At 44.9% G+C, this 25086-nt stretch carries 20 protein-coding genes; 12 read left to right on the forward strand and 8 right to left on the reverse strand.

Annotated features, from left to right (window positions below; all coding sequences use genetic code 11):
* Positions 1 to 195: 195 nt before the first annotated feature.
* The 6 genes from murJ to ispH all read left to right on the forward strand — a co-directional run bounded on the left by murJ (position 196) and on the right by ispH (position 8056).
* Complete coding sequence (gene murJ, locus A6D97_RS15295) at positions 196 to 1758, forward strand: murein biosynthesis integral membrane protein MurJ (protein ID WP_048606849.1); 1563 nt, start codon at positions 196 to 198, stop codon at positions 1756 to 1758.
* Positions 1759 to 1828: 70 nt separating this feature from the next.
* Complete coding sequence (ribF, locus tag A6D97_RS15300; RefSeq protein WP_017062867.1) at positions 1829 to 2764, forward strand: bifunctional riboflavin kinase/FAD synthetase; 936 nt, start codon at positions 1829 to 1831, stop codon at positions 2762 to 2764.
* A gap of 63 nt (positions 2765 to 2827) precedes the next feature.
* Complete coding sequence (ileS, locus tag A6D97_RS15305) at positions 2828 to 5704, forward strand: isoleucine--tRNA ligase (RefSeq protein WP_017059344.1); 2877 nt, start codon at positions 2828 to 2830, stop codon at positions 5702 to 5704.
* A 157-nt stretch (positions 5705 to 5861) separates the two neighbouring features.
* The gene (gene lspA / locus A6D97_RS15310) at positions 5862 to 6362 is read left to right on the forward strand and encodes a signal peptidase II (protein WP_004739521.1); all 501 of its coding nucleotides are present in this window, start codon (positions 5862 to 5864) and stop codon (positions 6360 to 6362) included.
* A 149-nt stretch (positions 6363 to 6511) separates the two neighbouring features.
* The gene (fkpB, locus tag A6D97_RS15315) at positions 6512 to 6943 is read left to right on the forward strand and encodes an FKBP-type peptidyl-prolyl cis-trans isomerase (RefSeq protein WP_017059345.1); all 432 of its coding nucleotides are present in this window, start codon (positions 6512 to 6514) and stop codon (positions 6941 to 6943) included.
* Between the two features lie 156 nt (positions 6944 to 7099).
* Complete coding sequence (gene ispH / locus A6D97_RS15320) at positions 7100 to 8056, forward strand: 4-hydroxy-3-methylbut-2-enyl diphosphate reductase (RefSeq protein ID WP_065584735.1); 957 nt, start codon at positions 7100 to 7102, stop codon at positions 8054 to 8056.
* A gap of 132 nt (positions 8057 to 8188) precedes the next feature.
* Here ispH and btsR read toward each other — a convergent pair whose 3' ends face one another.
* The 3 genes from btsR to A6D97_RS15335 form a co-directional block, all read right to left on the reverse strand.
* Positions 8189 to 8920: a two-component system response regulator BtsR gene (gene btsR, locus A6D97_RS15325; RefSeq protein ID WP_065584722.1), complete on the reverse strand. Its 732-nt coding sequence runs from the start codon at positions 8918 to 8920 to the stop codon at positions 8189 to 8191.
* Between the two features lie 105 nt (positions 8921 to 9025).
* The gene (locus A6D97_RS15330; protein ID WP_017080271.1) at positions 9026 to 10696 is read right to left on the reverse strand and encodes a sensor histidine kinase; all 1671 of its coding nucleotides are present in this window, start codon (positions 10694 to 10696) and stop codon (positions 9026 to 9028) included.
* A gap of 298 nt (positions 10697 to 10994) precedes the next feature.
* The gene (locus tag A6D97_RS15335; protein WP_065584723.1) at positions 10995 to 12485 is read right to left on the reverse strand and encodes a carbon starvation protein A; all 1491 of its coding nucleotides are present in this window, start codon (positions 12483 to 12485) and stop codon (positions 10995 to 10997) included.
* Positions 12486 to 12839: 354 nt separating this feature from the next.
* Here A6D97_RS15335 and A6D97_RS15340 point away from each other — a divergent pair, with 354 nt between their 5' ends.
* Positions 12840 to 13190: a DUF2799 domain-containing protein gene (locus tag A6D97_RS15340; protein WP_065584724.1), complete on the forward strand. Its 351-nt coding sequence runs from the start codon at positions 12840 to 12842 to the stop codon at positions 13188 to 13190.
* A gap of 103 nt (positions 13191 to 13293) precedes the next feature.
* Here the strand turns inward: A6D97_RS15340 and murQ are convergent, their stop codons facing one another.
* Together murQ and A6D97_RS15350 are read right to left on the reverse strand one after the other, a co-directional pair.
* On the reverse strand, positions 13294 to 14214 hold the full coding sequence (gene murQ, locus A6D97_RS15345) for an N-acetylmuramic acid 6-phosphate etherase (protein WP_032545650.1): 921 nt from the start codon (positions 14212 to 14214) through the stop codon (positions 13294 to 13296).
* Positions 14215 to 14259: 45 nt separating this feature from the next.
* The gene (locus A6D97_RS15350; RefSeq protein ID WP_065584725.1) at positions 14260 to 15375 is read right to left on the reverse strand and encodes an anhydro-N-acetylmuramic acid kinase; all 1116 of its coding nucleotides are present in this window, start codon (positions 15373 to 15375) and stop codon (positions 14260 to 14262) included.
* A gap of 121 nt (positions 15376 to 15496) precedes the next feature.
* Between A6D97_RS15350 and nagZ the strand changes: the two genes are divergently transcribed.
* From nagZ to tyrA, 3 genes are all read left to right on the forward strand, one after another.
* On the forward strand, positions 15497 to 16486 hold the full coding sequence (gene nagZ, locus A6D97_RS15355; protein ID WP_065584726.1) for a beta-N-acetylhexosaminidase: 990 nt from the start codon (positions 15497 to 15499) through the stop codon (positions 16484 to 16486).
* Between the two features lie 247 nt (positions 16487 to 16733).
* Positions 16734 to 17807, forward strand: coding sequence for a 3-deoxy-7-phosphoheptulonate synthase (locus tag A6D97_RS15360; RefSeq protein ID WP_017059354.1), 1074 nt, complete (start codon positions 16734 to 16736; stop codon positions 17805 to 17807).
* A 118-nt stretch (positions 17808 to 17925) separates the two neighbouring features.
* Entirely contained in the window at positions 17926 to 19053 is a 1128-nt protein-coding gene (gene tyrA / locus A6D97_RS15365; protein ID WP_017056144.1) for a bifunctional chorismate mutase/prephenate dehydrogenase, read from the forward strand.
* Positions 19054 to 19182: 129 nt separating this feature from the next.
* On the opposite strand, the gene A6D97_RS15370 is transcribed toward tyrA, so the two are convergent.
* From A6D97_RS15370 to ettA, 3 genes are all read right to left on the reverse strand, one after another.
* Positions 19183 to 20214, reverse strand: a complete 1032-nt coding sequence (locus tag A6D97_RS15370; protein WP_065584727.1) for a M23 family metallopeptidase — start codon at positions 20212 to 20214, stop codon at positions 19183 to 19185.
* 49 nt (positions 20215 to 20263) lie between these two features.
* Positions 20264 to 20632 (reverse strand): PilZ domain-containing protein, encoded by a 369-nt coding sequence (locus A6D97_RS15375; RefSeq protein ID WP_065584728.1) that lies wholly within the window; start codon positions 20630 to 20632, stop codon positions 20264 to 20266.
* A 90-nt stretch (positions 20633 to 20722) separates the two neighbouring features.
* Complete coding sequence (ettA, locus tag A6D97_RS15380) at positions 20723 to 22390, reverse strand: energy-dependent translational throttle protein EttA (protein ID WP_065584729.1); 1668 nt, start codon at positions 22388 to 22390, stop codon at positions 20723 to 20725.
* Positions 22391 to 22653: 263 nt separating this feature from the next.
* Here ettA and sltY point away from each other — a divergent pair, with 263 nt between their 5' ends.
* Both sltY and trpR read left to right on the forward strand, forming a co-directional pair.
* On the forward strand, positions 22654 to 24603 hold the full coding sequence (gene sltY, locus A6D97_RS15385; RefSeq protein ID WP_065584730.1) for a murein transglycosylase: 1950 nt from the start codon (positions 22654 to 22656) through the stop codon (positions 24601 to 24603).
* 172 nt (positions 24604 to 24775) lie between these two features.
* Positions 24776 to 25069, forward strand: a complete 294-nt coding sequence (gene trpR, locus A6D97_RS15390; protein WP_017059358.1) for a trp operon repressor — start codon at positions 24776 to 24778, stop codon at positions 25067 to 25069.
* The last annotated feature ends 17 nt before the right edge of the window (positions 25070 to 25086 follow it).

Genomic DNA, 25086 nt, shown 5'->3' on the forward strand with positions numbered 1-25086 from the left:
CATTAGCGCTTAATTGTCAAATGATTTGTGCAAAAACCAATCGTAGCCAAACAAACTTTGGTATGGAAAGGTCATCGCGGTTAAGATGGCGGGGATTCTAACAGCATTTTTAGACCAATGCTAATAAATATGCTTCTTAGGACAGGATAGTATTTATCCTCGCTTGAAAGTAATCAACCAGTGTCAGAGGTTTCTGTGAGTAAACGACTATTAAAGTCAGGCCTGATTGTCAGCGCAATGACTTTTGTTTCCCGTGTATTGGGGCTAGTACGTGATGTAGTAGTAGCAAATTTGATGGGGGCAGGAGCGAGTGCCGACGTATTTTTCTTCGCTAATAAAATTCCTAATTTCTTACGTCGACTTTTTGCAGAGGGTGCGTTTTCTCAAGCGTTTGTTCCTGTATTAACGGAATATCACGCCGCAGGTGATAAAGATAAGACACGAGATTTAATTGCTAAGGTGTCGGGTACGCTCGGGGTTTTAGTTTCTATTGTCACCGTTATCGGGGTATTGGGCTCTGGCGTGATCACCGCGATGTTTGGTGCGGGTTGGTTTATCGACTGGCTAAATGATGGTCCATCAGCGCCAAAGTTTGAGTTGGCGAGCTTTATGCTCAAGATTACCTTTCCTTATTTATGGTTTATTACCTTCGTTGCTTTATCTGGTGCCATTCTTAATACATTAGGTAAGTTTGCGGTCTCTTCTTTTACGCCTGTGTTCTTGAACGTGATGATCATAGGCGCTGCGTGGTTTATCTCACCTAATTTAGATCAACCAGAAATTGGTTTGGCGATTGGTGTGTTTCTTGGTGGCTTAGTCCAATTCCTTTTCCAAATGCCTTTCTTGATCAAAGCGGGTGTATTGGTTAAGCCGAAGTGGGGCTGGAGAGATCCAGGTGTGGTTAAGATCCGCACATTAATGATCCCTGCTTTGTTCGGTGTGTCGGTCAGCCAAATCAACTTATTGTTTGATACCTTTATTGCCAGCTTCCTCGCAACAGGCTCTATCAGTTGGTTGTACTACTCAGACCGACTGCTTGAATTTCCTCTCGGTTTATTCGGTATCGCGATTGCGACTGTGATTCTTCCTGCTTTGTCTCGTAAACACGTAGATGCTCAAGGGGAAGGGTTCGCGCATACCATGGATTGGGGCGTGCGCATGGTGTTGCTGCTTGGTATTCCTGCGATGTTAGGTCTTATCGTTTTAGCTAAACCCATGTTGATGGTGCTATTTATGCGTGGTGAGTTCTCTCCACACGATGTACAGCAAGCATCGATGTCATTGGTAGCTTACGCATCAGGCTTGCTTAATTTCATGCTGATTAAAGTTTTAGCTCCGGGCTATTACTCTCGCCAAGATACCAAAACACCGGTTAAGTACGGCATTATCGCTATGGTGACCAATATGGTGTTTAACGCGATCTTTGCTTATTTTTATGGCTATGTGGGTTTGGCGATTGCGACGGCACTGTCTGCCTTTGTGAATATGGCCTTGTTATATCGAGGATTGCACCTTGCGGGTGTGTATCAATTAACTAAGACAACCTTGTTGTTCAGTGCCAAATTAATTATCTCAGGTGTGGTGATGGTAGCGGCTATTTTATGGCAGCTGGATAATATGCAACATTGGCTTGAATGGAGCTTTAGCCAGAGAGCGCTGACATTAACTGGCTTGATTGGACTTGGTGGCTTTGTTTATATTGTTTCGGTACTGATTTTAGGTATCCGAGTAAAACATTTAAAAGCAGCGACAGATTAATACTGATTAGTATATAATCCGTCGGTTTCACACAATAAATGATGCAAATAACAGGTTTTAGCTGATCATAATGGAACTGATCCGAGGTATACACAATATTAAAGCGCAGCATCATGGCTGTGTATTAACCATAGGTAACTTCGATGGTGTTCATTTAGGACATCAAGAGGTTTTGAGTCAGGTTTCTAAACAAGCTGCAGCATTAGGGCTACCTTCTGTTGTTATGACGTTTGAACCGCAGCCTATGGAGCTGTTTGCCCGAGATAGAGCACCAGCACGTTTAACTCGTTTACGAGACAAATACGTGCAACTGAGTAAGCTAGATATCAGTCGCTTATTGTGTGTTAATTTTAATCAGTATTTTGCAAGTTTATCCGCGGAAGCATTCATTAAGGATCTTTTGGTTGATAAGCTTGGTGTGAAGTTCTTGGTGGTTGGTGACGATTTTTGCTTTGGTAAAGGTCGTACCGGTAATTTCGCTATGCTCAAAGAGGCGGGCGAGAAGTACGGTTTTGAGGTGGTCAGCACCCAAAGCTATTGCTTAAACCAATTACGAGTAAGCAGTACTGAGATACGAAATGCATTAGCGGTCGATGACTTGGCTGCAAGTGCTACCATGTTAGGACGTGATTACAGTATTAGTGGTCGAGTGTCCCATGGTCGAAAACTAGGGAGAACTATCGGTTTCCCTACCGCTAATATTCCATTAAAGCGTTGTGTTTCTCCTGTATCGGGGGTGTATGTTGTTGAAGCATTGGATATCGACGGTGTTCCTGTCGGTGGTGTTGCTAATATTGGACAACGACCAACAGTTAATGGGGTAAGGCAGCAATTGGAAGTGCATTTTTTTGACTTTAAAGCCAATTTATATGGTAAACAGTTAGAAGTACGACTTTTGCACAAACTGCGCGACGAGATAAAATTTGAATCGTTCGACGCACTAAAGAATCAAATAGAATTGGATGCTGAAGCCGCAAGGGTGTGGCTGCTTCAGCTAAAGAATTAATCGGATGATTCCACCGATTAACATAATGTCTAACTTCGCCCAATATAACGGAATTAAGAATCGATGAGTGATTATAAAGATACCCTGAACTTACCAGAAACAGGGTTCCCAATGCGCGGCAATCTGGCAAATCGTGAGCCAGAAATGCTGAAGCGTTGGTACAAAGAAGATCTTTACGGCGAAATCCGTAAGGCAAAGAAAGGTAAAAAATCTTTCGTACTGCATGATGGCCCTCCATACGCGAACGGCGACATTCACATTGGCCACGCGCTGAATAAGATTCTTAAAGACATTATTATCAAATCTAAGACCCTTTCTGGTTTTGATGCACCGTACATCCCTGGTTGGGACTGTCACGGTCTTCCAATCGAGCTAATGGTTGAGAAGAAGAAAGGTAAGCCTGGTCAGAAGATTTCGGCTGCTGAATTCCGCGAAGAGTGTCGTAAGTACGCTGCGGGTCAAGTTGAAGGTCAGAAAGAGAGCTTCAAACGTCTTGGCATCATGGGCGAGTGGGACAAACCTTACCGCACTATGGATTTCGGCACTGAAGCGAACATCATTCGTTCTCTTGGCAAAATCGCAGATAAAGGTCACCTTCTTAAAGGTTTCAAGCCAGTTCACTGGTGTACTGACTGTGGTTCTGCTCTGGCTGAAGCTGAAGTTGAATACAAAGATAAAGTTTCTCCATCTATCGATGTGAAATTTACAGCAGCTGACGAAGCGGCGCTTCTAGAGAAATTTACTCTAGCTGAAGGTCATGCGGGTCAAGGCGAAATTTCTATCGTTATCTGGACAACAACACCATGGACTCTGCCTGCTAACCGCGCAGTATGTCTACGTGATGATCTTGAATACGTGCTTATCCAAGTTGAAGCGAATGGCGACCAGCCTGCTCAACGTATCGTTGTTGCTTCTGAACTAGCAAAAGACGTAATGGATCGTGCAGGTATCGAGCACTTCCACAACCTTGGTTTTGCTACAGGTGCTGATCTTGAGCTTTCTCAGTTCAACCACCCGTTCTACGACTTTACTGTTCCTGCAGTTCTTGGCGATCACGTAACAACAGATTCAGGTACTGGTGTGGTTCACACTGCGCCTGGTCACGGTCAAGAAGATTTCGTGGTTGGTAAAAAGTACAACCTAGAAATCGCTAACCCAGTTGGTTCTAACGGCGTTTACCTGCCAGATACAGAGCTATTTGCTGGTCAGCACGTATTCAAAGCGAACGACTCTGTTTTAGAAGTTCTAAAAGAGAAAGGTGCACTTCTGCATCACCACGCTTACGAGCACAGCTACCCACACTGTTGGAGACACAAAACTCCAATCATCTTCCGCGCAACACCACAATGGTTCATCTCTATGGATCAAGCTGGCCTACGTGCTAAAGCACTAGAGTCAATCAAGAGTGTTGAGTGGTTGCCTGAATGGGGTCAAAGCCGTATCGAAGGCATGGTTGAAGGTCGTCCTGAGTGGTGTATCTCTCGTCAACGTACTTGGGGTGTGCCAATTGCTTTGTTTGTTCATAAAGAAACAGCAGAACTTCACCCAGAAAGCCCAGCGCTTATTGAAAAAGTTGCGAAGCTAGTTGAAGAGAAAGGCATTCAAGCTTGGTGGGATGTAGACGCTGCTGAACTTATGGGCGCAGAAGACGCTGATAAGTACGAAAAAGTAATGGATACGTTAGACGTATGGTTCGACTCAGGTGTTACGCACTTCTCTGTTGTTGATTCTCGTGAAGAGTACAACTTCCCGAACGAAGAGCGCACTCACAGTGCTGATCTTTACCTTGAAGGTTCAGACCAACACCGTGGTTGGTTCCAGTCTTCTCTAATTTCATCTATCGCGATGAAAGACGAAGCACCGTACAAGCAAGTACTAACGCACGGTTTCGTAGTGGATGGTAACGGCCGTAAGATGTCTAAATCTATCGGTAACGTTGTTGCTCCTAAAGACGTAACCAACAAGCTAGGTGCAGATATCCTGCGTCTATGGGTTGCTTCTACAGACTACACGGGTGAAGTTGCGGTTTCTGATGAAATCCTGAAGCGTTCAGCGGATGCTTACCGTCGTATTCGTAACACGGCTCGTTTCTTCCTAGCGAACTTGAACGGTTTCAACCCTGAAACTGACCTAGTTCCTGCTGAAGAGATGGTTGCACTTGATCGCTGGGCTGTTGGCCGTGCTCAAGCTGCACAAGAAGAGATTGTTAAAGCATACGGCGAGTACAACACTCACGGTGTGACTCAACGTCTAATGCAGTTCTGTTCTATCGAAATGGGTTCTTTCTACCTAGACGTAATCAAAGACCGTCAGTACACAGCGAAGCAGGGCAGCCATGCTCAACGTAGCTGTCAAACGGCGCTTTACTACATCGTAGAAGCTCTAGTTCGTTGGATGGCACCTATCATGTCGTTCACTGCAGATGAAATTTGGAACGAAATGCCAAGCTCTTTACCAACTGGAGAGCAGCGCGACACGTTCGTATTCACAGGTGAGTGGTTCGAAGGTCTATTTGGTCTTGCAGAAGGCGAAGAGCTAAGCAACGAATTCTGGACTGAAATCCAGTCTGTTCGTGGCGCAGTGAACAAGCTTCTTGAAGATGCTCGTAAAGAGAAAACGATCGGTGGTGCACTGCAAGCTGAAGTTACTCTATACGCTGACGATGCACTAGCGGCTAAAATCAACAAGCTAGAAGATGAGCTACGTTTCGTACTTATCACCTCTGCAGCTGTTGTTAAGCCACTGAGCGAGAAGTCTGATGCAGCGCAAGCGACAGACGTTGCTGGTCTATTCGTTGAAGTTGCGGCTACTGAAGCTGAGAAGTGTGACCGTTGCTGGCACCACACTCCAGATGTAGGCACTATCGAAGGTCACGAGAAAGTTTGTGGTCGTTGTGTGTCGAACATCGACGGTGAAGGCGAAGTGCGTAAGTTCGCATAACGACTCAGAGAAAGACTGAACTTTTTGTAAAAATCATAGCCCCAGTATCAACTGGGGTTATTTTTAGTTATAGGAAATGTGTTTAACCAAGTTGGTAATCAAGGTCACGTAAGGTGACTAACAATGAATACCAACTTCGTAAATACTAGGAATAGAAATGAGTGAAGTTTCGTTAAAACAATCTGGTGTACGTTGGTTATGGCTGGCTCTATTGGTCTTCTTGGCTGATATCGGCATTAAACTCTTTGTCATGGACAATATGGGTTATGGTTGGGCAAACCGTATTGAGGTGCTGCCATTCTTTAACTTTTTGTACGTGCATAACTACGGTGCAGCGTTTAGCTTCTTGAGTGATCAAAGTGGTTGGCAGCGTTGGTTATTTACGGGTATCGCATTTGCGGTAACAGGTATGCTGACGTACTGGATGAGCAAACTACCAGCAACAGAGAAGTGGAATAACATTGCTTATGCGATCATCATTGGTGGTGCAGTAGGTAATGTGTTTGACCGAGTCGTACATGGCTTTGTTGTCGATTACTTAGACTTCTACTGGGGCACTTACCACTGGCCTGCATTTAACTTAGCGGATATGGGAATCTGTATCGGTGCTGCGATGATCATCTTAGATGGTTTCCGTAAGAAAGACGAAAGCAAATAGCTTGCTTCAAAGTCAGTCTATGACTCACAGAATAGAATAGCCCTAAGCGCTGTCGGTTGATTCCGACGGCGCTTTTTTTTATGCTTCAGTCAACAAGGAAGCAAAGCACAGCGCATCCTCAAATAATAAAGAAGTCTAAGGAAAGTAACGTGGCAGCAATTAAAAATGATTCAGCAGTAACTCTACATTTTACGATTAAAATGAAGGATGGTTCAGTTGCCGATAGTACGGAGAACATGGGCAAACCAGCGAAGTTCGTCATGGGTGATGGCAGCCTAAGTGAGAACTTTGAAGCGTGCTTACTTGGACTTGAAGCCGGCACTGAAAAGTCTATCGAACTGAAGGCGGAAGACGCGTTTGGTATGCCAAACCCAGATCATATTCACTATATGGATCGTGCTAAGTTTGTTGGCGACTCTGAAGTTGAAGTGGGCACTATCATGGCATTTTCAGGTCCTGACGGTATGGAAATTCCAGGTATTATTACTGAGATCGCAGGTGATTCAGTGACGGTTGATTTTAATCACCCACTCGCTGGTCAAGACGTTAGCTTTGACGTCAATATCTTAACGGTAGAATAACTCTCTTAACGTTAGAATAGCTGTCTTCACGCTAGAATAAGATAGCCTTACAGCTGTGATCTCACCCAGAGCTTCACTGTCTAGACGCTTCACTGTAGAATGCGAACCTCGCTGACGGCGAACTCTATAGAAGCAACCTTAGTACCGCGGTAAATGATGAGCAATGAAATGAAAATAATGTTAGCTAACCCTCGTGGCTTTTGTGCCGGTGTCGATCGTGCGATCAGCATCGTAGAGCGTGCACTCGAAATGTATCAGCCACCGATCTATGTTCGCCATGAAGTGGTACACAACCGCTTTGTTGTTGAGGGGCTCAAGCAGCGTGGTGCTATTTTTGTCGAAGAACTGAGTGAGGTGCCAGACGACAACATCGTGATCTTTTCGGCTCACGGTGTTTCTCAAGCGGTTCGTAAAGAAGCGAAAGAGCGTGAGTTAACGGTATTTGATGCGACGTGTCCTTTGGTGACTAAAGTTCATATGGAGGTTGCTCGTGCGAGCCGCAAACATATGGAAGTGGTACTGATTGGCCACGCAGGTCACCCTGAAGTGGAAGGCACTATGGGTCAGTACGCGAGCCAAGCTGGTGGTATGTACTTGGTTGAAAGACCAGAGGACGTACAGAACCTCGTGGTGAATGATCCAAGTAACCTGCACTATGTTAGCCAAACTACGCTATCAGTAGATGAAACTGCAGATGTGATTGAAGAGCTACGTCGAGTGTTCCCTGAGATTCAAGGCCCACGTAAAGACGACATCTGCTACGCGACTCAAAACCGTCAAGACGCTGTGCGTGAGATGGCGAATGACGTTGATGTGGTGATAGTGGTTGGTTCTAAGAACTCATCGAATTCAACTCGTCTAAAAGAGCTAGCTGAGAAACTAGGCACACCAGGCTACCTAACTGACTGTCCTGAAGACATTCAAACCGAGTGGGTTGAAGGGAAAAAGAAAATCGGTGTAACAGCCGGTGCTTCTGCTCCTGAAGAGCTGGTAAACCAAATTCTAGATCGTATTCGTGAGCTAGGTGCGACTGACGTTGAAGAGATTCAAGGTCGTGAAGAGAACATGTTCTTTGAAGTACCAAAAGAGCTACAGATTAAGCAAGTCGACTAATCTCTATTGATTGGTGACAAGATCGATGCGTAACACTATCGATTTGCAAACACTATTGATTTGTAAACAGCAGGAAGCCAACGTTGATGCGTTGGCTTTTTTGATCGTGCTATATCTAAACCTGAAATTTGTTTACTGGAGGCCGAGTTGCTCTTTTAACGTCTTGAGATAGCGACGACTCACCGGGACTTCAAAGCCCGTCAGTGTGATGATCTCGGCTAATCCATTCTCTAGTAACTTGATCTCTTGGATCGATTTTATGTTGATCAAATATTGTCGATGGCAGCGGATCAAATCGGTCTTTTCTTCCAAGATCTTCAGGGTTAGTTGCGAGGTTGCTGTTTGTGATGAGCTACGAACATGCACGCCACTGATATCAGAATAGGCGCATTCAACCGTTTGGCTTGCCATGATCACAATGCGGTTATGACCAATACACGGAATCTGCTCTAAGTGGCAGGGAGCAATCGCAGAGATGTCTTGTGCTGGCGCTTTCTGATTCTGCTTGATGACCTTATTCAGACGGCAAACACTCTTGTTTAATCGACAAGGCTCGACTGGCTTAAGTAGGTAATCAAAAGCGTTATCTTCAAAGGCTTGAATCGCATATTGGTCGTAGGCGGTGACGAATACCACGTAGGGCATGGTATCTGGGTCAAGCATGCTTAACAGCTCAATCCCAGTAACCTGCGGCATTTGGATATCCAAATACACGACATCAGGCTTGAGTAGGTTGATCTGTTTCAGTCCTTCGATCGCGTTACTCGCTTGGCCTATGATTTCCACTTCTCCGGTTTCGGTCAGCAGCTCAATCAGCTCTTCGCGAGCAAAAAGCTCATCATCGATAACTAGTGCCTTTAACATCCTACAATCTTCATCTTGGTTCTATCCCTGCTTGGTTCACGCTTATCTTTTAAATGTCTGCTTCTAAATGTTTCAACTCGGAGCGATCCGTCTCCGAAAATACCATTATTTGAGTATAGGTATGATAAAGCTCATTCGAGTAAATTGCTGTGGTTGAGATTCTATTTTTAGTGCTGAATCTTGTCCAAAGAAATTAGTGAGTCGTTTATCAACAATTTCCATCCCTAATCCTACATGATCTTGAGATGGCTTCTGATAATTACCTGCATTGTCTTCAACGGTTAACTTGAACCCACCCTCGAAAGCCTCGCTAGAGATCTTTACTTTACCGCCTTCCAACATATTAGATATCCCATGTTTGATGGCGTTTTCTACCAGCGGTTGCAGGGTAAAGCTCGGCAATTGAGATTCATATAACTGCGGGTCGATATCCCATTCCACTTCTAGTCGATCGGTAAAGCGTGCTTTCTCTATGGTCAGGTAAGCGTTGACGTGTGCCAGTTCGTCTTTGAGCTTCACGGTGTTGATGTTCTGCTTTAGGTTGCTTCTAAAGAAGTGAGACAGGTGTTGAATCAACTCTCGAGCTTTATCTGGGTCACGACGTGTTACTGCGCTGATAGTATTAAGCGCATTGAACAAGAAGTGCGGGTTCACTTGAGCGTGCAGCAGTTTGATTTCTGCTTGTGTCAGTAGCGTTTGCTGCTGCTGGTAGTTGCTAAATAGGATCTGGCTCGATAATAGTTGAGCGATACCTTCACCCATCGACATATTGATAGTTGAGAATAGTTTCAGCTTTGGCTCATAGAGCTTGATGGTGCCGACCACTTCGTTACCCGCGCGCAATGGAATAATCAACGCAGAACCCAATTTACAATCCTGCGACAAGGAGCATTGGTATGGGTTCTCTTTGCCATCAAGGTAGATGATGTCGTTCTGTTCCATCGAAGTGAGCGTGCTTTGCGATGAAATCGGGGTGTTCGGAATATGGTGTTCATCACCAATACCAACGAACGCGAGGATTTTCTCTCGGTCGGTAATCGCTACCGCCCCTACGTTGGTCTCTTCATAAACGATACGTACGATTTTTTGTGCGTTATCGGAATTGAACCCACCATGCAAAATACCCACCGAACGTTCGGCAATGGTCAGTGCGCGGCGTGAGAAGGTAGCCGAGTACTTTTCGAAGATGGTTTTTCTGTCTTGGATGATGCTCATGAACAGTGCTGCACCGACCGAGTTAGCGATGATCATTGGCGCCGCAATATCGGAGACCAGAGCATAGGATTGTTCGAAGGGTTTTGCGACCGCCAGCAGAATCAGCATCTGAATGATCTCTGCAAACAGGGTTACCGAGAAAACCACTAACGGATTAAACAGTTGGCTGGCTTTGTTCTTTCTCACGAGATAAACGTGTAACAGGCCGCCAATCAAGCCTTCTGCTGTGGTTGAAATCGCACAAGCCAAGTCTGTGAAGCCGCCTAATGAGTAACGGTGAATTCCACCAGTAAAGCCGACGGCAAAGCCAACGACAGGGCCGCCAAACAGACCTCCCATTACCGCACCCATCGCACGCGTGTTGGCGATGGCGTCATTAATCTGCAGTCCAAAATAGGTGCCCATAATACAGAATAGGGAAAACAGAACGTAGCAGCTTATTTTATGACTTAAGCGTGAAGAGATGCTCAACAAAGGGAGAATCAATGGAGTTTTACTTAGCATGTAAGCAATCACTAAGTAGACACAGGTTTGTTGCAGCAGAGAGAGAATGAGTTCCATATTTTCACCTATTGAGACGCTGGTTAAGTGTAAAGCTCATTGCGTAGTAACGGTAGCTTTGCTTGTGTTTTCATTGGTTATATCGAGTTGCGATTGCTTGTCAGGCGGAGATACCAATATTGATGTACTAATGTTGATGTACCAATACTGAGATACAGTAAAGCCCATCACAGAGGACGGGCTTTAGTCTTAGGTTCCACTAATCACTGGGTGATTACGGGAGCAAGCGAAGTGTGTTTGGCTTGTTCTTTTGTCTCTCTATGAAGACGTGTCTCTTGTTATCAAGAGTCTGAAAGAACTAGGCGGTTTTGGTGACGCCTTTTGCTTCTTTTTCTTCTTCATCAGCAAGGTCGATATCGCCTTTGCCTTTTGAAATTTTGATAACGTAAGCTGCAATTCCGAATGCACTCACCACGCCGATGATGGTTGAAAGCTGCATTGGTAGACCAAAGCCCAGTTGGCTGTTGTTCAGGATGAATGTGATACACACAGATGTCATGAACACAGCTGGAACCGTTGTTACCCAGTGCAGTTTATTGTGACGAAGTAGGTAAGCCGAAGCTGTCCATAGCATCATGACTGCTGTTGATTGGTTAGCAAAACCGAAGTAGCGCCAGATGATGCCGAAGTCTACTTGAGTCAGGATGCCACCGATAACGAACAGTGGTAGAGCCATCAATAGGCGGTTACGCAGTGTCTTCTGTTCCATGTTGAAGTATTCAGCAAGGATAAGACGGCTTGAACGGAACGCTGTATCACCAGAAGTGATAGGCAGGATAACCACGCCAAGGAAAGCAAGGATACCGCCAAATACACCCAGTAGGCCAAATGAAGCGCTGTATACCACGTTACCAGGGCCGCCGTTTGCAATCGCGTCAGACAGAGACTCAACCGAACCGAAGAATGACAGAGCAAGCGCACACCAGATTAGAGCGATGATGCCTTCACCAATCATTGCACCGTAGAATACGAAGCGACCATTTTTCTCGTTTTCCATGCAACGCGCCATTAGTGGAGACTGAGTTGCGTGGAAGCCAGAGATAGCACCACAAGCGATGGTAATAAATAGAGCAGGCCAAAGTGGTAGATCGTTAGGGTTCATGTTGGTGAACATGTCTTTCATCTCGAAGCCACCCATGATTTGGTGCTCGTCAGATAGACCAATCGCAGTGATTAGGCCAACAGACATAAAGATAAGCAGTGCACCGAACAATGGGTAGAAGCGACCAATGATTTTATCGACAGGGACAATCGTTGCGATGATGTAGTAAGCAAAGATGATGACAACCATGGTGCTCGTAGACATTACGAAATCAGTTTGGTCGTTCACTAGGTTAGTGATCATGCCTGCTGGAGCAGAAACGAACACCACACCAACAAGAAGCAGTAGAACAATGGCAAAGATGTTCATAAAGTGTTTTGCGCCATTGCCTAGGTAACGTCCAGTGATGGTTGGAACCGAAGCGCCACCATTGCGGATAGATAACATACCTGAGAAGTAGTCGTGTACGGCACCTGCGAAGATACAACCTAGCACGATCCAAAGCATTGCTGCTGGGCCGTAAAGGGCACCCATGATAGGGCCGAAGATTGGACCTACACCTGCAATGTTAAGCAGTTGAACTAGGTAAACCTTTGGCGTCGACATTGGAACGAAGTCCACGCCGTCTTGCTTGGTGTGAGCGGGTGTTTGACGCTTTTCATTGATACCGAAAATCTTCTCGATAAAGGTACCGTAAATAAAGTAGCCACCAATGAGTGCTGCGACACAGGTAAGAAACCACATCATAATTTGTTATCCCTGAATGTATTAATTAAGTCAGGGTGTATATTAAAGGAGTCGATGAGAAGAAACTTCCGCTACGAGAGTGAGTGGTCGAATAGCCAATTTAGCGGTGTTATAACTGATTTAGTGGTTTGTTCACTGTGCTGAGTGGCCGATATTTCTATCGAGAGGCCTATTAGCTCTATAGAGAGGTTGTTTGAGTTGGCTTAACGGCGACTATTGATTCTGAGTGGTCGGAATGAACCTAAAGTGGCGAACATTAGACAATAAGTGGACATCGATAGGCGTTCAGCGGAGAATCACCACAAAGGCAGCGCTTCGTCAGAAAGTGGTGAAGTAACAATATAAAGGATTGAAATGAAAAAAATAATCGTACTATTCGCCGTGGCATTTAGCCTTGCAGGATGCAGCGCCAATGTTCAAGATTTAGCAGCTGAAGGCAATTGGCAAGAGATTGGCTATCGTGATGGTATCAAAGGCCACACTCAGCGTTCGTATTCAGAGATGACTGAGCTTGGCGCAGTCGATCAAGCGGGTTACACAGAAGGTTATCACCTAGGTGTGACTGAATATTGTAATCCGAACCATGCTTATCAGATTGGTTTATCTGGTCAGGTGTATGAAGGCGTGTGTTCTGGTACGGAAGACGCTCAACGTTTCCGTATGGAATGGCAACGCGGCTGGGACGAGTTCTCAAACGACTACTAAGCCCAAGCTAGCGATGAAAAATTAAAACTAAAAAAGACCAGTACCGCGTGTGTACTGGTCTTTTTGTCGGTAGCCGGAGTAACACTCAACAGCAGAGTCTAGGTTACTGGTTATTCTCTACAGCTTTTCTTAAAAAGCCGTTTTGCTTATCAAGCTGAGCCTTGGCTAACTCTAAATCTAGCCCTGTTAGAATCATCAAAATAGATAACTTCACATCGTAATCAGTCGCTTTAAGTGTCGACACCGCCAGTGCTTTATCGCACTCCGTTGCTTGGATAACGATACGAGCGGCGCGGGCAACCAACTTTTCATTGGTCGCTTTTACGTCGACCATAAGGTTTTGGTAGCTCTTACCAATGCGAATCATGCTGGCAGTGGTCAGCATATTAAGCACCAGCTTTTGTGCTGTACCTGATTTGAGTCGTGTTGAACCAGTCAATGCTTCTGGGCCAACCACCGGGCTAATTGCGATTTGAGCGATTTCAGCAATTGGAGAGTCAGGGTTACAAGATAATGCAACCGTTACTGCGCCAAGCTGATTGGCATAGTTGAGTGCACCAATCACGTAAGGTGTGCGACCGCTCGCAGCAATACCTACCACGACATCATTTTCTGAAAACTGAATCGCTTTCAGATCTTCAATGCCGAGAGTTAGCGAGTCTTCTGCACCTTCTTTGGCTTTTAAAATCGCCTCTGGTCCGCCTGCAATTAAGCCGATAACCATTTTGTCCGAAACACCGAAAGTCGGTGGGCATTCTGAGGCGTCTAACACACCTAATCGACCACTGGTGCCTGCGCCCATATAAATCAGTCGACCACCGTTTTGAAAGACATGAGCAATTTTATCGACCGCTTTCGCGATCTGTGGCAGTTCCGCTTCAATCGCCAGCGGGACTTGCTTGTCTTGTTGGTTAATCTTTTCAACCACTTCGAGAGAGGTGAGCAGATCAATATCCATAGTGTCAGGGTTTCTCCCCTCCGAAACGAGGTGCGAGAGCGCTGATATGAGAGCGTCGTTACTCATAATGATCCTTAAATGGTGATTCTAAAATGATGGTTCTAAAGTTGTTTAGTCAGCACGATAGAGAACGCCTAGAGAGGCCGCTCTGCTTGCGCCAGTCACTTCTGGTAAATTGCTTGGCAGTTGATGAATATGACGTTGAGCAAGCCACGCAAAAGCCATCGCTTCCATGTAATCGGCGTCCACGCCTTTACTGGTGGTTGAGTCAACCTCCCAACTTGGAAGCAGTTCAGACAGCCTCTTCATCAACAATGGATTTCGTGTACCACCGCCACACACATACAGTGCAGGCTGGTCACCCAAGCGATAAGTCTCCACTTCATTGGCTATCGTCAATGCGGTGTATTCACAAAGCGTGCGCTGAACATCTTCTACTGCAAGATCTTTAAATTCTGTTAATTGTTGCTCTAGCCAAGGTAGGTTGAATAGTTCTCTACCAGTACTTTTCGGTGGCATTTGAGATAGATAAGACTCATTTAACAACTGTTCGAGTAAAGCTTGATTGAGTTGACCTTTTAGCGCAAATTGCGCATCACGGTCAAACTTCTCACCCGTGTGTTTATCAACCCAAGCGTCCATCAACATATTGCCCGGACCTGTATCATAACCAAGCGTTGGCTGATTAGGGCGCAGCACTGAAATATTCGAGATACCACCAATATTCAACACCACAACCGAGCTGTCTTGCGGGTGGAAAATCGTATGGTGGAAGGCGGGGACTAATGGCGCACCTTGTCCGCCTAATGCCATGTCTTTACGTCGAAAATCGGCAACCGTTTGAATCTGTGTTTTAGCGGCAATGATGTTGGCATCACCCAACTGCATGGTAAATGGCGAATCGCCTGTTGGCTGGTGGAACACTGTTTGACCATGATTACCTATCGCAGTTACAGAAGGTGCTGGTGTGCCTGACTTTTCGAGAAGTTGCAGAACCGCATCAGCAAACAGATGGCCAAGCTGGTGGTCGAGTTCGCCAATGGCAATCAAATCGGTTTTCTGACCAATACAGACTTCAAGTAGACGCGCTTTGAGATCATCAGGCATTGGGAACTCATCATGAGCAAGCAATATTATACGTGTATCTTCAATCGACACTAAGGCCGTATCAACACCGTCCATACTCGTCCCTGACATCACACCGATATACAGTTCTTTATGATCCATTCCTAAGCTCTTGCACTGCATTCTTAAAGTCTTCCACAGATTGGTTTAAAAACATTGTAAAGCAAATTTAAAGAGAATAACCTCGGGAAGTTTATGAAATTAGGTTTAATAAGGGATAAATATGGGACCGTTGTGGGTTGATGTTGCAGGCTACGAACTGACTGCGGAAGACAAAGAAATTTTAGAGCACCCAACTGTTGGTGGTCTCATCTTATTTGCTCGAAACTACCACGATAGCAAACAGTTATCGGCGTTAAACAAAGAAATTCGCAAGGTAGCGAAACGTCCTATTTTGATTGGTGTCGATCAAGAAGGTGGCCGAGTTCAGCGCTTCCGCGATGGCTTTTCAATTATCCCAGCTGCTCAAGAATTCGCGACTAAGAATAATGGCGAACAGTTAGCAGAACAAGCGGGTTGGTTGATGGCGGCAGAATTGATTGCCTATGATATCGATCTGAGCTTTGCGCCAGTATTAGACAAAGGCCACGAGTGTAAAGCGATTGGTAGCCGAGCGTTTGGTGAAGATATTGATACCATTGTTCGTCATAGCAGCGCTTTCATCAAAGGCATGAAGTCGGTTGGCATGGCGACGACAGGCAAGCACTTCCCTGGACATGGTGGCGTGATTGCTGACTCACACTTAGAGACGCCATATGACCCTAGAGACGACATCTTCGAAACAGATATGGCAATCTTCAAGGCGCAAATTGAAGCTGGAATATTGGATGCCATGATGCCAGCTCACGTGGTTTTCTCTCACTATGATGATCAACCTGCGAGTGGTTCACAGTATTGGCTACAGAAAGTATTGAAGCAGCAGCTTGGGTTTAAAGGCTTGGTATTCTCTGACGATTTAACGATGGAAGGCGCTGCCATAATGGGTGGACCAGCCGACAGAGCGAAAGCGGCCTTGAATGCAGGTTGTGACATGGTGTTGATGTGTAATAAACGAGATGCACAAATTGAAGCTCTGGATCACTTAGCGATTCAAGATGTGCCTTTAGCCAACTCGTTGCTTAAAAAACACAGCTTTGATTTGTCGACACTTCACTCGGATGCTAGGTGGAAAGAGACTTCAGAGACGATCAAGCGAATGCTAGGCAGTGAGTGATAAATAAACACATTATAATTTTAGATAAGGCGATATGATAAATATCGCCTTTTTTTGTATCTACGATCCATGGTTTAAACCTATTTATCTCTTAGAGTGAGCTAAAGTCATAGTGTAAATATTAATTTACAGCGAATGTTTTTTATTGTTTACACTTGCAATCGTTTTTTTAGCTGTTATTGTGTTTTTAAAGATTGTTAGCCCAAATGGAAATGTTGGGTGTAAAAATAAATATACAGGTTGAGTTATGCAGAAAAGTGAATTAAGCAATGTCAATATCATCGACGAACAGGTACTGATTACTCCTGAGGAGTTAAAAGCAAAACTGCCTTTGAGTGATAATGCTCGTCGTTTCATTCAAGAGTCTCGTCAAACTATCGCAAACATCATTCATAAGAAAGATCATCGCATGCTTGTTGTATGTGGCCCATGTTCTATCCATGACATTGAAGCTGCGAAAGAGTACGCGAAACGCCTAAAAGCCTTATCTGAGCAACTTAGCGATCAACTGTATATTGTTATGCGTGTTTACTTTGAGAAACCTCGTACCACTGTCGGTTGGAAAGGTTTGATCAATGACCCACATCTAGACGGCACTTTCGATATTGAGCATGGTCTGCATGTTGGTCGTGAACTACTTGTTGAACTCGCTGAGATGGAAATCCCACTAGCGACTGAAGCATTAGACCCAATTAGCCCGCAATACCTAGCAGATACCTTCAGCTGGGCGGCTATTGGCGCTCGTACGACTGAATCTCAAACTCACCGTGAGATGGCAAGTGGTCTTTCAATGCCAATCGGTTTTAAAAACGGCACCGATGGCAACCTAGGCACTGCAATCAACGCAATGCAGGCGGCTTCTTCTAGCCACCGTTTCATGGGTATCAGCCGCGAAGGTCAGGTTGCACTACTAACAACGCAAGGTAACCCAAATGGTCACGTGATTTTACGTGGCGGTAAGCAGACGAACTACGATTCAGTATCGGTACACGAATGTGAGCAAGAGCTGGGTAAATCTGGTTTAGAGGCAGCGCTAATGGTCGACTGTAGCCACGCGAACTCTCGTAAAGATTTCCGTCGCCAACCTTTAGTTGCAGAAGATGTGATTCACCAAATTCGTGAAGGCAACAAGTCGATTATCGGCCTGATGATTGAAAGCCATATTAACGAAGGAAACCAATCTTCGGATATACCTCTCAATGAGATGAAATACGGCGTTTCTATTACCGACGCGTGTATCAATTGGGATTCAACTGAGGCACTATTAAAACATGCACATACGGAATTAGTCCCGTTCTTAGAGAACCGCTTGAAAGGTTAGTCAGAGTTTAAATTTAAGTGCCTCATCTAATGAGGCATTTTAAGATTCTGTTGCTAGCGAACCTGCATGATTGTGGGCTTATAGATTGGCACGGGCTTATAGATTAGTAAGGAATAAAATGGCCGTTGAACTGAACGAATTACGCGACCAAATCGATGCTGTCGATAAACAAATGTTGGATTTACTGGCTCAACGCCTTGCTCTAGTAGAGAAAGTAGGCGAAGTAAAAAGTGAACATGGTTTACCTATTTATGTACCAGAGCGTGAAGCTGCGATGCTGGCATCTCGTCGTCAAGAAGCTGAGAAAATAGGGGTTCCACCACAGTTAATCGAAGATATTTTGCGTCGTACTATGCGTGAGTCTTATGCCAGCGAGAAAGATTCTGGCTTTAAGTGTCTTAACCCAGAGTTACGTTCAGTGGTTATCGTTGGTGGTAATGGTCAACTTGGTGGCTTGTTTGGTCGTATGTTCAAACTGTCTGGCTACGAAGTAAAAATCCTTGGCAGCCAAGATTGGGATAAGGCCGACGAAATCTTAGATAATGCTGGGCTTGTGGTTGTTACGGTTCCAATTCACCTAACGGAAGGTGTGATTGCGAAGCTAGGTAATCTACCAAGCGATTGTATTCTATGTGATTTGACGTCAATTAAATCTAAACCTCTACAAGCAATGATGAACATGCATCAAGGCCCAGTAGTTGGATTGCACCCAATGTTTGGTCCTGATGTTCCTAGCCTTGCTAAGCAGGTGATTGTTTACAGTGATGGTCGTGGTTCTGAAAGTTACCAATGGCTACTGAATCAATTTGGTATTTGGGGCGCGAGCCTTTGCCAGATGGATGCAGCTGAACACGATCACGGCATGACCTTGATTCAAGCACTTCGTCACTTCACCTCTTTTGCTTACGGCTTGCACCTGAGTAAAGAGAACCCGAACATTGATCAACTTCTGAAACTAAGCTCGCCAATCTACCGACTTGAGATTGCGATGGTTGGTCGTCTGTTTGCTCAAGACCCGAACTTGTACGGCGATATCATTCTTTCTTCGGATGAGAATATTGAGATGATTCGACGCTTCCATAGCTGTTTCGGAGAAGCGTTAGAAATTCTAGATGGCAAAGATAAGGCTAAGTTTGTTGAGAGCTTCAACCAAGTGAGTGATTGGTTTGGTGACTACTCACAACAATTTTTACAAGAGAGCCAAAGCCTGTTAAAACAAGCACATGACTCGATTCATCGCGGTTAATAGTGTGGTTTGAAAAATAAAAAAGAGCGACCATTTGGTCGCTCTTTTTGTTTGTGTTGAATGCCGATATTGCATCTGGCCTATAGTAGGCGAAATGCATTTGGATCATCATGGGCCAAACGAACAAACCTAGTTAGTCACGATAGGCTCTTTGTTATTCTCGTTCGAGACTCGGTTATCATCGCTGGATACTGTGTCGATAGTTGAACTGATGTAAGGCACGTTAGTTAGGTTGATCTGCAAGCGAACCACGTTATCAATCAGCTGAACGAGTGGGCCCCATTTCACCTTTTTCTCTTTCTCAAACACGTAATTGAAGTTTTCTGGTGTCCAATCCATCAAGTATTGAGGGTTCAATGAGCGACCAAGGAAGCGTACTTCATAATGCAGATGTGGCCCAGTTGAGTTACCTGAGTTACCACAGCTCGCAATCACATCACCTTTACTGACAAACTGACCGCTGCGAACTTTGAATTTTTGCAGATGCGCGTAAGAGCTCATGAAGCCAAATGAATGGCGCATGGTGATAAAGTTACCAAAGCCTTTCTTGCTTGGGCGTACGGTTTCAATCACACCATCTGCCGGTGCTAAGATATCTTCACCACGCTTACAAGTAAGGTCGATACCAGTATGGTTGTGGCGTTTGCCTGTAATTGGGTTAGTACGGCGACCGTATGAAGACGAGATGCGTTGATAAGCCATCGGACTATCATTAGGAATTAAGCGGAACATGGTAGCTCTTACCGCGGAATCGACGGCTGCAGCATCAATACGGTCTTCTAGTGAAACCTCATCGGTGTGTAACTCTTCATCAGCCAGGCCTAGAACGGATTCCACATCGAATACACGCTTACCCAGTAATTGAATCGTACCTTCTTTCTCAGTTAAGGCTTGAGATAGGTTGTGGTTGGTTTCAACTTGTTCCGCGTATAAGAACTCGGTCTGCTCTTTTTCAACAATCAGAGTTTCAATTAACTGTTGTGCATCACCGGCTTGTGCAGCTAGCTTGTTTTTACTCTCAAGGTGCATGTAGGTTGCACCACCAATCAACATCGGTACTGAGAGCAGGGTTGTCATGCATAAGAGTACGGCTTTTCGACCGAAGTAAAACGTCTGTTCCCCCTGACTAGAGGGAATAGTAATGGACACTTTTTTAGACATGGTTCTGTATTAACTAAATGCTTCTAATAGAAAAAGGGTAATGGAGATATTATTCCTTACCTAAGTCGGTAAGGTGTTCAATCTCTCTATAAAGCAGGTCATCGTCACCAACATTAAGCTCAACAAGGCGCTTAAGGTGGCTGATACTATCAATATCTAAATGCTCTATGCGTAAATGCATTGAGGTATTGATGGTAGAGACTATCGTTGCTTCTAACTGAATATTGATATCACTGTTTTCGAGTTTAAAGCTCACTTGAACAGGGACATCATGGCTAAGTTGTTTTGATTCATTGCATTGAATGAGTAAACCATGGAGTGATAAGTCTTGCACTGAGCCTGATACCTTTACTTGTCCTTGTGAGATCTCAGTCGGGACTTGATAAATAACTCGTGAAAATTGACGTCTTTCAACCATAAGTAATCTCTCTATATCGATGCATTACACGTAAGCCAGATATATCAAAGGCCGCTATTATCGCGGCCTTTGTTCAAAATACAAGCTTATTTACTTAGTTATACGCTTGTACTTGATACGGTGCGGCTCTGCCGCTTGTGCGCCTAGAGTCTGCTTAAGCCACTCAGTGTACTCAGTATAGTTACCTTCGTAGAAGTTAACTTGACCTTCATCACGGTAGTCTAAGATATGGGTCGCAATACGGTCAAGGAACCAACGGTCATGCGAGATAACCATTGCACAGCCCGGGAATTCAAGCAGTGCTTCTTCAAGAGCACGTAGCGTTTCAACGTCAAGGTCGTTGGTAGGCTCATCGAGTAGCAGTACGTTACCGCCCGCTTTTAGCAGTTTCGCTAAGTGAACACGGTTACGTTCACCACCAGAAAGCTCACCGATGATCTTCTGTTGGTCGTTGCCTTTAAAGTTGAAACGAGAACAGTAAGCACGCGCAGGGATTTCGAAGTTGTTGATCTTAATGATATCAGCGCCTTCAGAGATCTCTTGGAATACTGTCTTAGTGTCGTCCATGCTGTCACGGAACTGATCAACAGAAGCAAGCTTAACGGTTTCGCCTAGTTCAACTGTACCTGAATCTGGCTGTTCTGCACCGCTTAGCATCTTGAATAGTGTTGATTTACCTGCACCGTTGGCACCAACGATACCGACGATTGCACCCTTAGGCATGCTGAACGATAAGTCGTCGATAAGAACGCGATCACCAAACGATTTAGTTAGGTTGTTCACTTCAAGAACTTTGTCACCTAGACGCTCACCTGGCGGGATGAACAGTTCGTTAGTTTCGTTACGCTTCTGGTATTGGCCAGTTGTCAATTCTTCAAAACGAGCCATACGAGCTTTAGACTTAGCTTGACGGCCTTTAGGGTTTTGACGAACCCATTCAAGTTCTTTCTCGATTGTCTTTTGACGTGCGCTTTCGCCCGCTTTTTCTTGCTTAAGACGCTCGTCTTTTTGCTCTAGCCAAGACGTGTAGTTACCTTCCCATGGGATACCTTCACCACGGTCAAGTTCTAGAATCCAGCCAGCTGCGTTGTCTAGGAAGTAACGGTCGTGGGTAATCGCCACAACAGTACCACTGTAATCAACAAGGAAGTGCTCAAGCCATGCTACTGATTCTGCATCCAAGTGGTTGGTTGGTTCATCAAGAAGCAGCATGTCTGGCTTTTCAAGAAGTAGACGACAGATAGCAACACGACGACGCTCACCACCTGATAGGAATTCAATTTTCGCATCCCACTCAGGAAGACGAAGTGCATCAGCAGCACGCTCTAGAGCAGTCTCTAAGTTGTGACCGTCTTTTGCTTGAATCAGAGCTTCTAGTTCGCCTTGCTCTTTTGCCAGTGCATCGAAGTCTGCATCTGGTTCTGCGTAAGCTGCGTAAACCGCATCAATACGCTTAAGTGCGTCAGCAACGTCAGAAACCGCTTCTTCTACGATTTCACGAACAGTTTTTGATTCGTCTAGCACAGGCTCTTGTGGTAGATAACCTACTTTAAGGCCTTGTTGTGCACGTGCTTCACCATCAATATCAGTATCTATACCAGCCATGATACGTAGTAGGGTAGATTTACCTGAACCATTTAGACCCAAAACACCGATTTTAGCGCCAGGAAAAAAGCTAAGAGAAATGTCTTTAAGAATTTGACGCTTAGGTGGAACAGTTTTGCTCACCCGAGACATGGTATATACGTATTCAGCCATTGCCGATCGATCCTAATTATTGTTCAAAATTGTCTGCTATTTTATACCAATATCCTCAAAGATGTTACTCCTAGGGCAGAAAAGCCACTCTTGAACAAATCCTTACCTATTATTGTCACATTGGTCATTAAAACTATATTTAATGGGCTTCTGAGGCGAAGTGTTAAATATTAATAATATTTACACTCAAATTCTTTACATTTGATGTGATGTCGGGCGTAAATAGACTTCACGTATTCATACACGCACTAAGGAAAGAGCGAATGTTTTTCCGCATTGGTAATACGAAAATTGCTGTGGCTGCATCGGCAATTTTGTCTTCGGTTTCACTGGCTCCGGTCGCTATGGCTAGCAATGCATCCGAGCTTGAAATGCAGCGTGACGTTTATGACAAAGCGCAAGAGGTTTTAGACAGCCGTGATCTAAAAGCTTACTCCGCGCTGCGTAACAAAATTCAAACATACCCTTTAACACCTTACACCGATTATCGGGCCTTTCTGATTGGCTTAGGTGATCGCACACCTGCTGAGGTCGATGCTTTCATTGAAGAGAACAAGGCATTGTCTTTCTCCAATCGAATGCGCGCACCTTATTTGGACTCATTGGCTTCTCAAAAACAGTGGAAGACGATCCTTGAGTTTCAAACCAAAGAGCCTGTCGGTGAAAAATACCAATGTATTTATTATCGAGCGCATTACGAGCAAGGTAACCAAGAGCTTGCCTTTAAAGGAGCTAAACAACTTTGGTTGAGTGGTAATGGTGTTGATGACGCTTGTGACCCTTTATTTAAAAGCTGGGATCAAGCTGGGCTAAGAACTGATGAGCTGATTCTGGATAGAATGCTGCTAGCGTTCGAGGGCCGTAACGGTAAGTTAATGAGCTATCTGATTAAGCAATTGGATCATGATGAGTCAATTGCTCAAGCGAAGCAGATGAAGGCGTTGTACAACAAGCCTGAAAATGTACTCGCGTTTGCTAAAAAACATCCAGCGAATGAATTCTACCAAGCTCAAACCGAGTTTGCTTTCGAGAAGCTAGCAAGGAAATCATCAAGCAGTGCTCAAAAGGTGTTTGATGATGTCATCAAGGCTCAGAAGTTTTCGAAAGAGAAATCTCAAGAGCTCGCTGATTACCTAACGTTTCGTCTGATCAACACCGACTCTGAAGAGTTAATGGTGTGGCGCGACAAAATGCTCGCGAGTTCATCAAAGCAAGTTCTGCTGGAACGACGTGCTCGCTTAGCAATTCAACATGCCGATTGGACGGGTTTGAAAGAGTGGATAGCGCGCTTGGATGATAAACATCAGGCTTCGCTTCGTTGGCAATATTGGCAGGGCAGAGCTGAAATCGCGACGGGCGATACTGACAAAGGCAATAAGCGACTGTCAGATATCTTGGGTCAGCGTAATTTCTACAGTGTGGCTGCGGCTAAGCAGTTAGGTAAGCCAGTTCAATATCCAACATCGACACTTAAATACAATGCTGAAACAGTGAAGCCATTCGACACCTCTTTGGTGCGTATTGGTGAACTGATTGACCGAGACAAAATTGCGGCAGCGAAAAGTGAATGGCGCTGGTTACTGACCAATGCAGATAAAGAGCAAAAAGAGATGCTTGCCGCTTACGCTGCGACACAGCGTTGGAATCACTTTACCGTAACAGCGAGTATCTCTGCGAAGATGTGGGATAACATTGCGCTGCGCTTCCCTGTTGCTCATAAGTGGTGGTTTAACTTCTACGCTGAAAAGCACGATCTCGATCCAATCACTTTGATGTCTTTAGCAAGACAAGAGAGTGCGATGGATTCAGAAGCTCGCTCTCCAGTTGGCGCGCGTGGCATTATGCAAATTATGCCCAAGACGGCGCAATACACAGCGAACAAACATAAGATTAAGTATCAGGGCAGCGATGATCTTTATGATGTCGGCAAAAACATTGAGATTGGCAGTCACTACTTAGATGGTTTACTCGCTCAATATGATGACAACCGTATCTTTGCGTTTGCGGCTTATAATGCTGGACCTAGCCGTGTGAAACAGTGGCGTTCACGCAGCGATGAAAAGCTCGATGCCTTTGCATTTATCGAAATGATCCCATTCAAAGAGACACGTGGCTACGTTCAGAATATCTTGATGTTTGAGACCTACTATCGAGATATCTTGGGTGAGAAAGGGACGTTTTTAGCGCCCCATGAGGCAAAAACGAAATACTAAGCCTTCGGCATTTGGCCCGAAACTGAGTAAGAATAAAGGCAGTGAGTGCTAACCATTTCCACTTACTGCCTTTTTACATTGGATCGCATCAAGTGTTTCGGTATAAAGTGTTAAACGCTTTCAATCGTTAAGCGACTCTTTAAAGTCAGAATTTAAAAGTAAGTGTAGAGATATGGCATCACAACCTGAATATGATAATTGGCAACAACTGATGGACTTGGTAAAGACGGCTGTCGAAAAAGATCAGCACGAGCTGTTGTTGACTATGATGATGACACCAGACGAGCGAGATGCTCTGGTTGCTCGAATTAATATCTTCTGTGAGCTGATGAAAGGCGATATGTCTCAACGACAGGTGAGTCAAATGCTGGGCGTAGGCGTAGCGACGATAACCAGAGGCTCAAATGAGCTAAAGGCCAAATCTGAGCAAGAGAAAGTCGTGATCGCCGACCTATTGCTAAAGTAATAATGGAATTAAGCTAT

Source organism: Vibrio sp. ZF57 (assembly GCF_001691235.1).
In the GTDB taxonomy this organism is placed as follows: domain Bacteria; phylum Pseudomonadota; class Gammaproteobacteria; order Enterobacterales; family Vibrionaceae; genus Vibrio; species Vibrio crassostreae_C.

Coding starts and splice junctions, on each gene's coding strand:
- murQ (WP_032545650.1), bottom strand. CDS start 14,214: ATGAGTAACGACGCTCTCATATCAGCGCTCTCGCACCTCGTTTCGGAG.
- A6D97_RS15350 (WP_065584725.1), bottom strand. CDS start 15,375: ATGGATCATAAAGAACTGTATATCGGTGTGATGTCAGGGACGAGTATG.
- tyrA (WP_017056144.1), top strand. CDS start 17,926: ATGGCCGTTGAACTGAACGAATTACGCGACCAAATCGATGCTGTCGAT.
- ispH (WP_065584735.1), top strand. CDS start 7,100: ATGAGCAATGAAATGAAAATAATGTTAGCTAACCCTCGTGGCTTTTGT.
- A6D97_RS15340 (WP_065584724.1), top strand. CDS start 12,840: ATGAAAAAAATAATCGTACTATTCGCCGTGGCATTTAGCCTTGCAGGA.
- A6D97_RS15335 (WP_065584723.1), bottom strand. CDS start 12,485: ATGATGTGGTTTCTTACCTGTGTCGCAGCACTCATTGGTGGCTACTTT.
- ribF (WP_017062867.1), top strand. CDS start 1,829: ATGGAACTGATCCGAGGTATACACAATATTAAAGCGCAGCATCATGGC.
- ettA (WP_065584729.1), bottom strand. CDS start 22,390: ATGGCTGAATACGTATATACCATGTCTCGGGTGAGCAAAACTGTTCCA.
- A6D97_RS15375 (WP_065584728.1), bottom strand. CDS start 20,632: ATGGTTGAAAGACGTCAATTTTCACGAGTTATTTATCAAGTCCCGACT.
- lspA (WP_004739521.1), top strand. CDS start 5,862: ATGAGTGAAGTTTCGTTAAAACAATCTGGTGTACGTTGGTTATGGCTG.
- sltY (WP_065584730.1), top strand. CDS start 22,654: ATGTTTTTCCGCATTGGTAATACGAAAATTGCTGTGGCTGCATCGGCA.
- nagZ (WP_065584726.1), top strand. CDS start 15,497: ATGGGACCGTTGTGGGTTGATGTTGCAGGCTACGAACTGACTGCGGAA.
- btsR (WP_065584722.1), bottom strand. CDS start 8,920: ATGTTAAAGGCACTAGTTATCGATGATGAGCTTTTTGCTCGCGAAGAG.
- trpR (WP_017059358.1), top strand. CDS start 24,776: ATGGCATCACAACCTGAATATGATAATTGGCAACAACTGATGGACTTG.
- A6D97_RS15370 (WP_065584727.1), bottom strand. CDS start 20,214: ATGTCTAAAAAAGTGTCCATTACTATTCCCTCTAGTCAGGGGGAACAG.
- A6D97_RS15360 (WP_017059354.1), top strand. CDS start 16,734: ATGCAGAAAAGTGAATTAAGCAATGTCAATATCATCGACGAACAGGTA.
- ileS (WP_017059344.1), top strand. CDS start 2,828: ATGAGTGATTATAAAGATACCCTGAACTTACCAGAAACAGGGTTCCCA.
- A6D97_RS15330 (WP_017080271.1), bottom strand. CDS start 10,696: ATGGAACTCATTCTCTCTCTGCTGCAACAAACCTGTGTCTACTTAGTG.